7 protein-coding genes are annotated in these 14,807 nt (G+C 62.3%); 5 read left to right on the top strand and 2 right to left on the bottom strand.

What is annotated here, in order from left to right:
* Positions 1-128: 128 nt before the first annotated feature.
* On the bottom strand, positions 129-6,539 hold the full coding sequence (locus BLU71_RS11065) for a non-ribosomal peptide synthetase (RefSeq protein WP_083353084.1): 6,411 nt from the start codon (positions 6,537-6,539) through the stop codon (positions 129-131).
* A gap of 473 nt (positions 6,540-7,012) precedes the next feature.
* Between BLU71_RS11065 and BLU71_RS11075 the strand changes: the two genes are divergently transcribed.
* The 4 genes from BLU71_RS11075 (at position 7,013) to BLU71_RS11090 (ending at position 10,484) form a co-directional block, all read left to right on the top strand.
* Entirely contained in the window at positions 7,013-7,807 is a 795-nt protein-coding gene (locus BLU71_RS11075; RefSeq protein WP_083353086.1) for a helix-turn-helix transcriptional regulator, read from the top strand.
* Between the two features lie 23 nt (positions 7,808-7,830).
* Complete coding sequence (locus tag BLU71_RS11080) at positions 7,831-9,243, top strand: efflux transporter outer membrane subunit (protein WP_269457544.1); 1,413 nt, start codon at positions 7,831-7,833, stop codon at positions 9,241-9,243.
* A gap of 156 nt (positions 9,244-9,399) precedes the next feature.
* Positions 9,400-10,005 carry an SCO family protein gene (locus BLU71_RS11085; RefSeq protein WP_016774221.1) on the top strand — a complete coding sequence of 202 codons (606 nt, stop codon included), beginning with the start codon at positions 9,400-9,402 and terminating at the stop codon, positions 10,003-10,005.
* Complete coding sequence (locus BLU71_RS11090) at positions 10,005-10,484, top strand: copper chaperone PCu(A)C (RefSeq protein WP_083353088.1); 480 nt, start codon at positions 10,005-10,007, stop codon at positions 10,482-10,484. Before BLU71_RS11085 ends, BLU71_RS11090 begins: the two co-directional genes overlap by 1 nt.
* 550 nt (positions 10,485-11,034) lie before the next feature.
* On the opposite strand, the gene BLU71_RS11095 is transcribed toward BLU71_RS11090, so the two are convergent.
* A complete protein-coding gene (locus tag BLU71_RS11095; RefSeq protein ID WP_065617021.1) occupies positions 11,035-12,051 on the bottom strand; it encodes an ABC transporter substrate-binding protein in 1,017 nt (338 codons plus the stop codon).
* A 328-nt stretch (positions 12,052-12,379) separates the two neighbouring features.
* On the opposite strand from BLU71_RS11095, the gene BLU71_RS11100 reads away from it, so the two are divergent.
* Positions 12,380-14,590 carry an LTA synthase family protein gene (locus BLU71_RS11100; RefSeq protein ID WP_083354332.1) on the top strand — a complete coding sequence of 737 codons (2,211 nt, stop codon included), beginning with the start codon at positions 12,380-12,382 and terminating at the stop codon, positions 14,588-14,590.
* Positions 14,591-14,807 lie beyond the last annotated feature (217 nt).

The raw sequence follows: 14,807 nt of genomic DNA on the forward strand, positions 1-14,807 counted from the left end.
GCACGCAGCAGCGAGTCCATGCTCACCGCGCGCAGCCCGGAAAAACTAAAACATCGGCGCGGCGCTGTCTGACATGGGAAGCCGGGACAAGCCCCGCTCCGCACAGCAGCGCAGACGCCCTGGCCCGGTCAGATCCGCCGCTTGCGGTTGAGCTGCGGAATGGTGGTGGGCGCGATGTCGACCTTGTGCGTCTGCCGCGAGGTCTGCGCCGCCAGTGCCGCCAGCGTCGGCTGACTGAACAGCGTGCGGGCATCGACGTGCAGCCCGGCCTGACGCATGCGTGCCACCAGACTCACCGCCAGCAACGAATGCCCGCCCAACTCGAAGAAATTGTCGTTGCGCCCGATCTGCTCGATGCCCAGCGTCTCGGCCCAGACCCGCGCCACGGCCTGTTCGAGGTCGCCCTCGGGCGCCACGTAGGCGCGGCTGAGCAGGTGTTCGGCGCCGGGGGCCGGCAAGGCCTTGCGATCAACCTTGTCATTCGGCGTCAGTGGCATCGCCGCCAGCAGCACGAAGGCGGCTGGCACCATGTACTCGGGCAATTGCTGCAAGACATGCTCACGCAGCGCTTCGATGGCAGGCGCCGGGTGGCCTTCGCCCACGGTGAAATAGGCGACCAGGCGCTCATCGCGCACCAGCACCACGGCCTGGCGCACGGCAGCATGCTCGAGCAGCCGCGCTTCGATTTCTCCCGGTTCCAGACGCAGGCCGCGCAGTTTCAGCTGGAAGTCGGTGCGGCCGAGAAACTCGAGATTGCCGTCTGCCTGATAGCGCACCCGATCACCGCTGCGATACAAGCGATCACCCGCCACAAATGGGCTGTCGATGAAGCGTTCGGCCTGGACCTGCGGCAACTGGTGATAACCGCGGGCGACGCCAACGCCTGCGATGTGCAACTCGCCGCTGACGCCCAGTGGCACCGGCTGATCGTTGCGATCGAGCACATACAGCCGCGTGTTGCACAGTGCCTTGCCGATCGGGATGACCCGCTCGGGCAGCGGTTCATGGGGTTCGAGGGTCCAGGCGCTGCTGTCGACCGTGGTTTCGGTCGGGCCGTACACATTGTGCAGGCGCACCCACGGCAAGCGGTCGCGCACGGCACGGACCATGGCGATGGTCAGGTCGCCGCCGCCGCAGAACACGTCGGTGAGGCTGGTGCAGCTGCTGACGTCTTCCTGCTCGAGGAACTGCTGCAACAACGCCGGGACGAACTTGACCACGCTGATGCGCTGTTCACGAATCACTTGCGTGACGTAGGCCGAATCGCGGTTGCCGTCGGGGCGCGCCAGCACCAGGCGCAGACCGGCGCTCAACGGCCAGAAAATCTCCCATACCGAACTGTCGAAACTGAACGGCGCCTTTTGCAACAGCGCGCCGTCCTCGGTCGGCGGGCGGATCTGCGAGCCCCAGTGCATCAGGTTGCAGACACTGCGATGCTCGATCATCACGCCCTTGGGCGTGCCGGTGGAGCCCGAGGTATAGATCATGTAAGCCAGGTTCGCCGCACTCAGGTCCGCCACCTGCAGATTGTCGCTTGATGCCTCGTCCCAGGTGCTGCGGTCGAGGTCGACCACGGTTACATCCGTGTCACGCAGCAGGTCACGGGTCGCTGCATGCAGCAGCACTGCCACCGGGGCACTGTCGCGCAACATGAATTCAAGACGCGCCAACGGATAATCCGGGTCCAGCGGCACGTAGGCGCCACCGGCCTTGAGAATCGCCAGCAGGCCGATCACCAGCTCGAGACTGCGCTCGACACAGATCGCCACCCGCGCATCGGGTCCCACGCCTTGCTCACGCAGGTGACGGGCCAGACGGTTGGCCTGTTCGTTAAGTTGCCGCCAGCTCAGTTGTGCATCGCCGGCCTGCAACGCGATTGCATCCGGCCGGCGTTGCACCTGCTGCTCGAACAACACGTGCAGCGGTTGCTCGAGTGGGCAGTCAACTGCGGTGGCGTTGAAGCGGGTCAGCAACTGGTCGCGCTCTGCCGGTGACAGAATCGGCAGTCGGCTCAGCGGTAGATCCGAGTCATGCTCCAGTGCCTCGATCAGCCCGCCCAGGGCCGTGTGCATGTAGTCGCCGATGCGGCGCGCGCCGATGCTGGTCACGGCTCTGGCGGTCAACTGCAAACCATCGCCGAAATCGTCGACGCTCAGGGTCAGCGGGTAGTTGGTGCGTTCTTCGTTGGCGAGGGTTTCGATGCCCTGCCACTGCGGCCCTTCTGCCTGGCCGAGCTGTCGCTCGCTGTGGCGATAGTTGAGCAGTGCGCTGAACAGCGGCATCGGCGCGACCACGCCGCTGCAGCGCTGGGCCAGTGCCAGCGATGCGTGTTCGTGCCCGAGCAAACCGGTCAAGCGCCGGTGGGTCGCCTGCACGGCGGTTCGCGCCGCAGCGTCGACATCGACGCGCAACGGCAAGGAATTGATGAACACCCCCAACGCACGATCAGCGCCGGCGCCGCCCTGCATGCGGCCCATCAACACCGTGCCGAACACCACGCGCTCCTGCCCCGAGGTTGCCGCCAGTACCCGCGCCCAGGCCAGATGAATCAGGCTGGCGACGCTGACACCGAGTCGGCGCGCCTGCTGGCGCAGTCGGCCATCCAGTTCGCTGGCCAGATGTTGCTGCGATTCTTCGATACCCCGGCCATCGCCTTGTACGTCGTGCAAACCGAACGGCAAGGTCGGCTCATCGATATCGCCGAGCATTTCACGGAAGAAGTCCTCATGTTCCGCTTCGCTGACGCCCAGCCGCGCTTGCGCCACATAATTGCGGTACGGCACCGCCGGCGGCAGAGGCTCGCGCAGTCCGGCGAGGCTGGCGGACATTTCTGCGCGCAGCACTTCTAGGGCTATGTGATCGAGCGCGAGGTGATGGAACAGCAACACGCCGACCAGCCGCGAGTTGGCGGGATCATGGGCAAACAGCAAGCGCAGCAGCGGTGCCTGACTGACGTCGAGGCGATAGCGCCGGGCATCGAAGCGCTGATGCAATTGCTCGAGAACGTCGCCCTGAGCACGATCGATTTCGATCTCCCGCAGCGGCAGTTCGGCGTGGCGCAGCACCACTTGCACTGGCGTGACCAGCCCCTCCCAGACCACCGCGGTGCGCAGAATGTCGTGGCGCGCCATGACCGCACGCAAAGCGTCGGCGAAGGCCTCGACGCGCTCCAGACTGGCAAACGCCAGATGTGATTGCAGCAGGTACGGATCGCCCTGCGCGGCGGTGATGTGGTGATAAAGGATGCCGTCCTGCAACGGCGCCAGCGGGTAGATATCCTGCACGTTGGCCGCGCCTCCGGGCACGCTGGCGACAACGCGATCGAGAGTGGCCTGATCCAGCTCGATCAGCGCCAGCATGTCGGGGCTGATCGCGGTGCAACCGGCGGCAATGCGATTGGCCGGCACTTCGATTTCTCGTCCACTGCCAACGGCCGCCGCCAGTGCGGCGAGCGTCGGTTGGCCAAACAACACGCGCACATCACAAGTCATGCCGAGCTGACGCATACGTTCGATCAGGCTCACTGCCAGCAGCGAGTGCCCGCCCAGTTCGAAGAAATGATCGTGGCGCCCGACTCGCGCTACTTGCAAAACCTCGGCCCAGATCTGCGCCAATGCGCTTTCCACTTCGCCCTGCGGCGCTTCATATTCACGGCGTATCAACGCTTCAGCGCCCGGGGCCGGCAAGGCCTTGCGGTCGATTTTGCCATTGGCGGTCAGCGGCATCGCCGGCACACGCACGTACGCCTGCGGCAGCAGGGCACTGGCCAAATGCGCTTGCAGAAAGGTGTGCAACTCAAGGACTTGCACCGGTCGGCGTTCGCTGAACCACGCCAGCAACTGGCCGTCCCGCGCCAGCACCACTGCCTCCTGAACCGCGTCATGGCGACTCAGCGCGGCCTCGACTTCGCCCGGTTCCACACGCACACCACGGATTTTCACCTGATCATCGCTGCGCCCCTGATATTCAAGGGTGCCATCTGCGCGCCAGCGCACCAGATCGCCGCTGCGATACAGGCGCGCCGCCGGGTCATTACTGAACGGGTCGCGCAGAAAGCGTTCGGCGGTCAGTTCCGGGCGATTCAGGTATCCCCGGGCAATACCGGCGCCGCCGATGTACAGCTCGCCGGTCACGCCGATTGGCAGTGGCCGCTGCTGTTGGTCGAGCACATGCACCGTGGCGTTGCTCACTGGTCGACCGATATGCAGCGCTCGTCCTGGTTCGATTCTGCCGAACGTCGCGACCACAGTGGCCTCTGTCGGGCCGTAGTTGTTGATCACCTCGAATGACTGCGCACGATTGAACTGGCGCAGACGATCGCCGCCGATCAACAGGGTGCGCAGGGTCGGATGCTTGATTTTGCGGCTGAAGACATATTCGGCGACGGGCGTGGGCAGGAAACTCACATCCAGCGGTTGCGAACGCCACCAGGTCAGCAGCGCATCGATGTCTTCGCTGCCTTCACGGGCCGGTGCCAGATGCAAGGTCGCGCCAGCACACAGGGCCGGCCAGACTTCCCAGGCCATCGCGTCGAAGCCGAATCCGGCGAGGCTGGAGGTGTGCTGGCCGGGGCCGAGGCTGAAGGCCTGACAATGCCAGTCGATCAGATTGCCCAGCGTGCGATGCTCGACCATTACGCCTTTGGGCAGGCCGGTGGAGCCGGAGGTGTAAATCACGTAGGCGAGGTTGGCCACGGTCACTCCCGCCACTACCGGGTCGGCCTCGTTGGCGGTCGGCCAATCAGGTTGATCAAGGGCAATCACCGGCACCTGCAGCAACTGCAAGCGAGCGCGCAAATCACTGTGGATCAGCACGGCCAGCGGTGCGCTGTCCGTCAGCAAGTAGCTCAAACGCTCGCGCGGCTGCGCCGGGTCGATCGGCACATAAGCTGCGCCGGCCTTGAGCACAGCGAGCAGTCCCGCCAGCGTATCGAGCCCGCGCCGGGCGACCACGGCGACGCGATCATCGGGTTTTACCCCGAGTTCAAGCAGATGTCGGGCGAGGTCATTGGCTTGGCTGTTGAGTTGGCCATAGGTCAGTTGCTGCCCTTGATAAACAGCAGCGATGGCGTCAGGGCGCTGGTCTGCTTGCGCGCTGAAACGCTGGGCAATGGTCTGGCCCTGCGGAAAATCCATCCGCGTGTCGTTCCATTGCTGCAACAGCTGCGCTTCGTCTGCGGTGCTCAGACCGAACTCTGCCGTCGACACCGCCGGTTGCTCCAGCCCCTGCTCGAGGATCAACAGCAACCGTGCGCCCAGCGCTTCAACTTCCTGGGCATCGAAGTACGCCTGGTCGTAGACCAGATGCAGCCAGGCCTGAGCGTCGAAGCAATTGCTGCGCAGATGGATCGCCAGCGGTGTGGCTTCGTGGCCGTTGGAGACTTTGACGGTGCGCGCCGAGGCCGCGCCGTAGCGGTAATCGTGGTCGTCCTGCTCGTAGGACACCGATACTTCGAACAATTGGGCGCGGTCCTCGCGCAGCAGGCCGAGCGCGCGATTCATTTCACTCAGGGAAAACCGCTGATGGCGCAGATCCTGTTTCAGCTGCGCGGCGATGGCTTGCACCAACTGCGCAAATGGCAAGTCCCGAGCAAAATCCAGGCGCACTGCGCTGACCTGGGCGAACAGGCCGAGGGTGGGTTTGAAACGGGCACCGGAGCGGTTGAGAATCGGCAGGCCCGCCACCCAATCGTCGCGTTGCGCGGTGCGGCTGAAATACACATGCAAGGCCGCCAAGAAAACATGAAACGCCGAAGCGCCATGCTCTCGCGCCGCTTGCTGCATGCGCTGATGCAGCAACGCGGGCATGACTTGCACATGGGCCTGCGCCGCCCGCGACACTTGGCCGGAATCCTGACGATGGCGCGGCAGGAGCAACGGCTCCGGCGGCGTCCGGTACTTGTCCAGCCAGTAGGCGCGATCGCGGGCGTGCCGATCCGAACCCTGATAGCGCGCGTCGTCGGCAATGAAATCGACATAGGACGGCGCCGAAAGGGTCGCTGGTTGTCCCTCGCTCAGTGCACTGTAGATCTCGCCCAGCGACCTGAGCATCTGGCCAAAGCCCCAACCGTCGAGAATCAGGTGATGGGCCTGGGTCGCCAGCCAATGACGCTCTTCGTCCAGACGAATCAGACAGAAACGGAACAACGGATCGCCGTCCAGGCGATAGACCTGCTGCATTTGCTGCTTTACCAACGCCTGCGCCGCCGCTTGCGCATCGTCCAGCGCCGCTAGATCAAACAGCGGCACGGCCACTGGCATCGTCGAGGCGAAAGTTTGCAGGGGCATGCCATCGGCCCCGGCGACCGGCAACAGGACGGTGCGTAACGCATCATTGTTGGCGACCAGCGATTGCAGCGCTGCCTGCATGACCGCCGGGTCTAGCCGGCCATTTAGCTCTACGTATCCGCCAATGTTGTACAGCGGCGAATCACCGCGACTGAGTTGATCGAGCCAGATATCTCGTTGGGCGGCGGTCAGCGCGAAGGTTTCGCGAGGCACGGACAGATCGTCCGCTGCGGGAGCAGAAGTAGGCTGCATAAGATCCATCTCATGTGATTTGCCGGATATTCAAGCATCGGCCCCGTTTACGGGATGACACCTGAAACCCGGACAAGCGCAACGCTTCCCTGCCCCACTCGCCCTCCCCCCCCGAACTCAGGCGCGCCGCGCCCTGTTTGCTGAAGCAACGACTGAAAAATCTGTAGGAAAAACACCATTCCGAGGTAGCGCTTTTCGCTGGGCAGTCGACGCCGGGAAGACTTCATCTGCCGATAATCCGGGCGTTCGGCATGACTCATCAGTCACGCATGCCGATTGAGCGCAGCCGCCTGCCATCAGCATCTCAGCGGAAATAGTGGCACTTTGTGTCCCTGTTTTCCCCTACAGACGCAGGACAAATGCATAGGATTAAATTCCGCTGCAGCTCAGTTCAAGGAGAAATGATTGCGCGGTGACGTGTGCATGAACGGTAGACGAAGCGGTGATGACTCTGAACCAGGGATGAGAAGGATATGAATCTGACCGGCAGTATTCGCAACATGGAAAACCCGCACTTCTACTGGCAACTTGGAGAGTTGATAGCCAGCACCGGCGACGATCATTTCGCCAGCAACATGTTCCAGTTGGTCGACACATTGGTGCCGGTCAACCGCCTCGACCTCAGTGAGTGGACGCTGGATGAGCGTCAGGCCAGCGTGGTCGAGATCAAACCGCTGGGCTGTGCAGGCCTGCCTTCGGCTGGCGAATGCCATGCAGCGATCGAGCGACCGGACGATCATCCGCTGTTGCAGAAAATGATCGAGATGAACGACTCACTGCTGATCCAGTTGAAAGCCTCCTTGCTGCCACGCCATCCGCAACACGGCGTGCACCAATGCAATCTGGTGTCACGCACGTCCAATCGCCGGTGTGTGATCTCGGTGTACCGGCCGCATACCCAGCGGGTGTTCTCCCTGCCGGAGCTGGCGTTTCTGAAAAGCCTGTCCGACACCTTGCTGCCGCTGATCGAGCGGCACGCGCAAATGACCCGACAAAGCCTCGCCCGCTTGCCTCGCCCGGCGCTGGCCGAGCTGGAGCAGGCGCCGCTGGCGCAGGTCTTCGATGAGCGGCTGGCGTTGAGCGCCATTGTCCTGTCGGCCCGCGAGAAGGAAGTCTGTCTGGGTCTGCTGACCGGCGCTACCGTGCCGCAAATGGCGGAAAAACTGCGGGTCAAGAACAGCTCGATCGAGACGTATCTCAAGCGCGCCGCCGCCAAACTGGGTGTCAGCGGGCGACATGGCCTGGCGAAATGGATGGCCGGCGCTTGAACCCTTCTCGACCTTTACCGCATGTGCAGCCGAAACGCAGGTGTTCGAGCTTACGCCTTCCCCTACTGTGCACGGCTCTACTCATGGCCGGGTGTTCGCTGATCCCTGATTATGAGCGACCGCCGTCGCCAAGCGCCGCGCAGTACCCGGTGGCGACCCAGCCGACCACGAACCGCGAAGACTGGCACACGCTGTTCAACGACCCGGCCCTCAAGCAACTGATCGAAACCGCGCTGAGCAACAATCGCGACCTGCGCGTGGCAGCGCTGAATGTTCAAGCGTTTCAGGCGCAATACCGCATTCAGCGCGCCGACCTGCTGCCGGCGGTGTCGGCCAACGCCAACGAGTTGCGCCAGCGCCTGCCGTCCAGCGTCACCGGCGGCCCGGCGCAAATCACCTCGGCGTACACGGTCAATCTGGGCATCAGTGCTTATGAGCTGGATCTGTTCGGTCGGGTGCGCAGCCTCAGCGAACAAGCGTTGCAGAGCTGGCTCGCCACTGAGCAGGCGCGACGCAGTGCCGAGCTGAGTCTGGTGGCCAACGTTGCCAGCGCCTATCTGACCTGGCGCGCCGATGAGCAATTGCTGGAATTGAGCCGCGACACCCTCGCCGCGGACGAGCAGAGCCTGCACCTGACCACGCGCAACCGTGAGGCTGGCAAGTCTTCGGCGCTGGAACAGGCGCAGGCGCGGACCAGCGTCGACAGTTCGCGGGTCAATCTGGCGCGCTATCAGCGTCTGGTCGCCCAGGACCTGAACAGCCTGACCTTACTGGTGGGTGCGCCGGTACCCGAGCAATTGCCGGCGCTGCCACTGGCCAGTGAGCTGGTATCGCCGCTGCCGGCCGGGCTGCCGTCGGATCTGTTGCAACGGCGCCCGGACATTCTCCAGGCCGAATACCGGCTCAAAGCCGCCAACGCCAACATCGGCGCGGCGCGCGCAGCGTTTTTCCCCAGCGTGAGCCTGACCGCCAGTGCCGGCACCGCCAGTCGCGATCTCTCCGGGTTGTTCAGCGCAGGCTCCGGCGCGTGGACGTTCCAGCCGCAGATCAGCCTGCCGATCTTCAATGCCGGCAGCCTGCGCGCGAGTCTGGACTACGCGCGGCTGCAAAAAGACGTGGCCGTCGCCGAGTATGAAAAATCGATCCAGACGGCGTTTCAGGAAGTCGCCGACGGACTGGCGGCGCGCAGCACCTATGCGCAGCAACTGCAGGCCCAGCGCGATCTGGTGCAAGCCACGCAGGACTACTACAACCTGGCGCAGAACCGTTATCGCAACGGCGTCGACAGCAGCCTGACCTTTCTCGATGCGCAGCGTTCGCTGTTCACTTCGCAACAAGCCTTGATCAGCGACCGCCTCGCGCAACTGGTTGCAGAGGTCAATCTGTACACCGCGCTGGGCGGTGGCTGGCAGACGGAGGCGCCGGCGCTGCGCTGATCTTCGGTCATTTCTTCTTACACCTTTTGTCGCCCGATCCGGCACCGCGCGGCGATCGGCGGCCGGCGATCAGCCTCAGTTTGCTATCATGCGGCGCTTTTACGGTTAACCCCCCGCCAGTCCTGCCGACTTGCGGGCTGCAAAGGGCGGTATTAGATGACGGCTTTGTTGACTCGCCGCAAGGTACTTGCGGGAATGGGCGTGCTCGGGCTCGGCCTGCTCGCCGGTTGCGATACCCGTGGCCAACTGTCGTACAAGTACGGCAAGGATCTGAGCGACAAGATCCTCGGACGCACCTTCAAGCTGAAGAACCCTGAAGGCGAAACCATGTCGCTGTCGAGCTTTCGCGGGATGATGCCGATGATCTTCTTCGGCTTCACCCAATGCCCGGCCGTTTGCCCCACCACCCTGGCCCGCGCCGCGCAGATCAAGAAACTCATGGGCCGCGACGGCGACCGCCTGCAAGTGGTGTTTATCACCCTCGATCCCGAACGCGACACGCCGCAGATCCTCGACGCCTACGTCAAAGCCTTCGACCCGAGCTTCGTCGCGCTGTACGGCACGCTTGAGGAAACCAAGGCCACCGCCAAGGAATTCGACGTGTTCTACGAAAAAGTCCCGGCCGGCGACACCTACACCATCTCCCATACGTCCACCAGCTACGTCTACGACTCGCGTGGTGAGTTGCGCCTGGGCCTGTCCACTTCGCTGACAGCCCAAGAGTGCACGGAAGATTTGCTTACTGTTATGGAGGTCTGCTGATGCATCCCGTTCTGAACCACCTTAAAAGCACAGTGTGTGCATTGTCCCTGCTCGGCCTGGCCTTTCAGGCGTCCGCGCAGACCAAAGTCGACGACGCCTGGGTCCGTGCAACCGTGCCGACCCAGTCTGCCAGCGGCGCGTTCATGACCGTCACTGCCGACAGCGACAGCAAACTGCTCAGCGTCGCCTCGCCAGTGGCCAAGGACGTGCAGATTCATGAGATGAGCATGAAGAACGACGTCATGAACATGGGCCCGGTGAAGTCGGTTGACCTGCCCGCCGGCAAAGCCGTGAGCTTCGACCCGAACGGCTACCACGTCATGCTGATGGGCCTGACCGGTCAGTTGAAGGAAGGCGAAAGCGTGCCGCTGACCCTGACCGTGGAAAACGCCAAGGGCGAGAAAGAAATCATTGAGGTCAAAGCACCGGTTCGCGCGCTGACCAACATGGGCGGCCACGATCACAGCAAGACGCATTGATCGCTGACGGACATGCTGTTCGCCTGGCAGAAAAACCTGTGGGAGCGAGCTTGCTCGCGATGGCGTCAGGTCAGGCAAATCACCTGTGGCTGAAACTCCGCTTTCGCGAGCAGGCTCGCTCCCACAGTAGTGCCGGGTGAAGCCCCATTTCGCATCCGCCACAAATCCCCTGTAGGAGCGAGCCTGCTCGCGATCACGGTGTGTCAGTCACGAAGATGTCGAATGACCTGACGCTTTCGCGAGCAGGCTCACTCCCACAGTAGTGCCGGGTGATGCCCCACTTCGCATCCGCCGCAAATCCCCTGTAGGAGCGAGCCTGCTCGCGATCACGGTGTGTCAGTCACGAAAATGTCGAATGACCTGACGCTTTCGCGAGCAGGCTCGCTCCCACAGTAGTTCCGGGTGATGCCCCATTTGGCATCCGCCACAAATCCCCTGTAGGAGCGAGCCTGCTCGCGATCACGGTGTGTCAGTCACGAAAATGTCGAATGACCCGACGCTTTCGCGAGCGGGCTCACTCCTACACTAGTGCCGGGTGATGCCCAATCCCTCAACTCCCCGCGCCACCATGCGCCTCTTCAAAGAAGTAATCCTTCCAGCTCGCCGCCTTGTTTTTCAACACACCCAGTTCCTGCAATTTCTCGGCATAGATGAACGTGCGTTGCGGTACGACGGTGAAGTCGATTTCCGGGTCTTTGACGATTTGCTCGACCAGGGCCAGCGGCAGTTTCGATTGTTCTACGCGGATATAGGCCTGGGCGGCGGCGGGTTTGTCGGCCTTGATGATTTTCTCGGCTTCAGCCAGTGCGTCGTAGAACGCCTTGTAGGTTTTCGGGTTTTCGTCGTGGAATTTTTCTGTGGTGTAGAGCACGTTGAACGTCGCCGGGCCGCCGAGGATGTCGTAGGAACTCAGCACTTTGTGCACGTTAGGGTTTTGCAGCGCCTGATACTGAAACGGTGGGCTGGAGAAATGCGAGTTGATTTCCGAGCCGCCGGCGATCAGCGCGGCGGTGGCGTCCGGGTGCGGCAGGCTGACCGAAATGTTATCGAATTTCTTGAACTGGTCGTCGCCGAATTCCTTGGCGGTTTCGATCTGCAGCGTGCGCGACTGGAAGCCTACGCCCGCGGCTGGCACGGCGATGCGGTCCTTGTCGCTGAAGTCCTTCAGGGTTTTGATGTTCGGGTTGTTGGTCAGCAGATAATTGGGCATCGAGCCCAGCGCGGCGATGGCTTTGACGTTCTGTTTGCCCTTGGTGCGGTCCCACACGGTGAGCATCGGCGGCACGCCGGCGGAGACCACGTCCAGCGCACCGGTCAGCAGCGCTTCGTTCATGGCGGTGGCGCCGGAAATGCTGTTCCAGTCGACCTTGATCTCCAGGCCCTGGGCCTTGCCATGTTTCTCGATCAGTTGTTGGTCGCGCACGACGTCGAGAATCAGGTAACCAATGCCGAATTGCTGGGCGATGCTGATCTTGCCTTCGGCCTGAGCGCCGCTACTGAACAGCGCGCCCGCTGCCAGAGTAGCGGCCAACAGAGTCAGCGCGGAACGTTTGAACGGTGTGGCCATGACAACCTCGCAGCATGGGGGTGGGCTGAAAGGTCTGACTTTATAGCTATAAAAAATAGAAATTAAATATCTTTATCGCATATCGATAGCACTGAGCGGTTGGCTGTCTGTTGCGTGGATATCGCGAGAGGCGGACGGACTTACAACAGTCTGAAACAAAAAACTCCGCTGACTTTAAAGCCGCAATACGTCCAGAACCCGTGCCCGATCTGGGTCCACGACATTTAAAGGATCGCCAGCCGCAGGTTTAAAAAGCCGATCAGCCGGCCTGTCCTTGGTATCATCACCCACACTTTTTTGACCCTTTGATGACATGCAGGCCTTTTTTGTGAGTGCTCTTTTCAACTGGCTGCGGCGGCCGAATGCCCGCCTCCTGTCCTTGATCGTTTTGGTATTGATCGTACCGGTGTGCCTGCGCGCGGCGTTGGGCTGGTCGACACCGCTGGGCTTTTTGTCGGATCTGGCCGTCGGCAGTCTGCTGGTGGTAGCACTGCATCGTCGCGCTTGGTGGCTGGCCTTGCCGGTGCTGGTGTTCTGGGCGCTGCTGGCGATCGCCACGGCAGAACTGGTCAGCGCCGTCGGCCGCCTGCCGACGCCTTCGGATATTCATTATTTGATCGACCCGCAGTTCGTCGAGAATTCCACCGGCGGCGGACTTGCGCACCCTGCCCTGGCTTTCGCTTTGTTGGGGGCATTGAGTTTCTGGCTGCTCACTCAAGTGGCCGGACGTGGTCTGTCTCGTCCGGCACTGCCGCGCGCGTTCTGGGCCGCGCCAATCGTGTTGTTCGCCGCACACTGGGCTGCGCAAAACCTGTGGCCGAACGACGGCGACGCATGGCGCCTGTACAACCTGCCGCATCAATTGCTCGCCAGTGAAGTCGCCGACCTGCAGATCCAGGCCGAGGAATGGCTGGACGGTGACCTCGAAGAGCCGACGCCCGCAATGGCGGGGCTCACCGACGTCGACCTCAATGGCCAGAAGCTGCTGACCGCGCCGGGTCAGGCGCGCAACGTGTTGATCATCGCCCTGGAAGGCATTCCCGGCGCCTACATCCGTGCCAACCGCGAGGCGATCGGCAGTCATTATCAGGAAGACCTGATGCCCAACCTCAGCCGCTGGGCCGAGCGCGGCATGAACACGCCGGATTACGTGCTGCACACCCATCAGACCATTCGCGGTCTGTACGCCATGCTCTGCGGTGACTACGACAAGCTCAACAACGGCACGCCCAAGGGCGTGGAAATGCTCACTCTCAACGAGCGCAATCAGGCCTGCCTGCCGGCGCAGCTGCGCGAGCACGGTTTCAGCACCCACTATCTACAGGGCGCCGGCCTGCGCTTCATGGCCAAAGACAAGATCATGCCGCACATCGGTTTCGATGCGACCCACGGCCTGGAATGGTTCAGCAACAGCAACTATCTGGAGTTCCCGTGGGGCAAGGATGACAAGGCGTTCTTCGAAGGCGCGCTGGATTACGTCGGCCAACTGAAAAAGCACAAACAGCCGTGGATGCTTACGTTGTTGACGGTCGGCACCCACCAGCCCTACTCCGCACCGGACGATTACCTGCAGCGCTATGAGACGCCGAAGCAGGCCGCCGTCGGTTACCTCGACGATGCGCTGGATCAGTTTCTTTCGGGGCTGGAACGCCAGGGCATTCTGAAAGACACGCTGGTGGTGATCACCTCGGATGAATCCCACGGCATCGACGGCGTGCGGCTGGCCTCTTCATGGGGTTTCAATCTGACGCTGGCACCGGAACAGGCGCAACTGCCGCGCCTGAATGCCGGGGTGTACGGCCACGTCGATCTGAGCACTTCGATCCTCGACTATTTCGACCTGCCCGTACCGACGGCGCTGAGCGGTCGTTCGCTGTTTCGCGACTACGATTCCGGGCGCGAAATCATGTCGTTCACCAACGGCAAACTGCGCTACCACAACGGTCAGGGCATTTTCTCCGAGTGCGACCTGCCGCGCCGCTGCCGCTATTACCAAAGCCCCGGCTTCATCGCCGAAAGCGCCACCTACAAAGGCACCTACAGCGGCCACCCGGCCCGGCAGATCGCCGCGCGCGCCGACGCCCTGGACCTGTCCTTGCTGCGCACGCCGCTCAACCATCGCTACCAGTTCGGCAGCAACAACATCATCCCTCTGCAAGCGCAGATAAAGGATGACTGGGCCGACAACCTGATCGGCGCGCAATACCTGGAAATGCCCAAAGGCTCACACACCCGCGTACGCCTCACCGTGCGTTCGGTCGACCCGCAGCAGGCGGCGTACATTCAGCTCAAGGCCAAGGAATTCGAACAGGACGTGCAACTGGGCCTGCCGGCAGAAATGGTCGCCACGGCGGATCAGCCACTGGAGATGGATTTCAGTTTCGACAACCCACAACCGCGCAAGGCCTTTTCGTTTCATTTGTTGGGGTATGGGAATGGCGCGGTCGAAGTCAGCGACTTCAGCGTCATCACCGAATTGCCTGGCCAGGACGACATCCTCGACGACGTGCCGGAGGACGACACCGCGCAATCGAGCTAACCCCTGTAGGAGCTGCCGAAGGCTGCGATCTTTGCTTTTGATTTATCGGTGAACAACAAGATCAAAAAAACGCAGCCTTCGGCAGCTCCTGCATGTGCGGCGAAAGAGTTTGCCTATCAGTGTCCAATAGTCGGGCTATTAGCCGAGTTGCCAACTCGGGTCTAGCCTTACCAGTCCGAAGTCGGCACGAGCCGGCCGCAGACCTGATAGGGATACG

The sequence above is a fragment of the Pseudomonas moraviensis genome (genome assembly GCF_900105805.1).
Taxonomy (GTDB): domain Bacteria; phylum Pseudomonadota; class Gammaproteobacteria; order Pseudomonadales; family Pseudomonadaceae; genus Aquipseudomonas; species Aquipseudomonas moraviensis_A.

What these genes read in the sequence shown, in the direction of transcription:
- BLU71_RS11085 (WP_016774221.1), top strand. Translation starts at nt 9,400, where the DNA reads ATGACGGCTTTGTTGACTCGCCGCAAGGTACTTGCGGGAATGGGCGTG.
- BLU71_RS11065 (WP_083353084.1), bottom strand. Translation starts at nt 6,539, where the DNA reads ATGCAGCCTACTTCTGCTCCCGCAGCGGACGATCTGTCCGTGCCTCGC.
- BLU71_RS11095 (WP_065617021.1), bottom strand. Translation starts at nt 12,051, where the DNA reads ATGGCCACACCGTTCAAACGTTCCGCGCTGACTCTGTTGGCCGCTACT.
- BLU71_RS11090 (WP_083353088.1), top strand. Translation starts at nt 10,005, where the DNA reads ATGCATCCCGTTCTGAACCACCTTAAAAGCACAGTGTGTGCATTGTCC.
- BLU71_RS11075 (WP_083353086.1), top strand. Translation starts at nt 7,013, where the DNA reads ATGAATCTGACCGGCAGTATTCGCAACATGGAAAACCCGCACTTCTAC.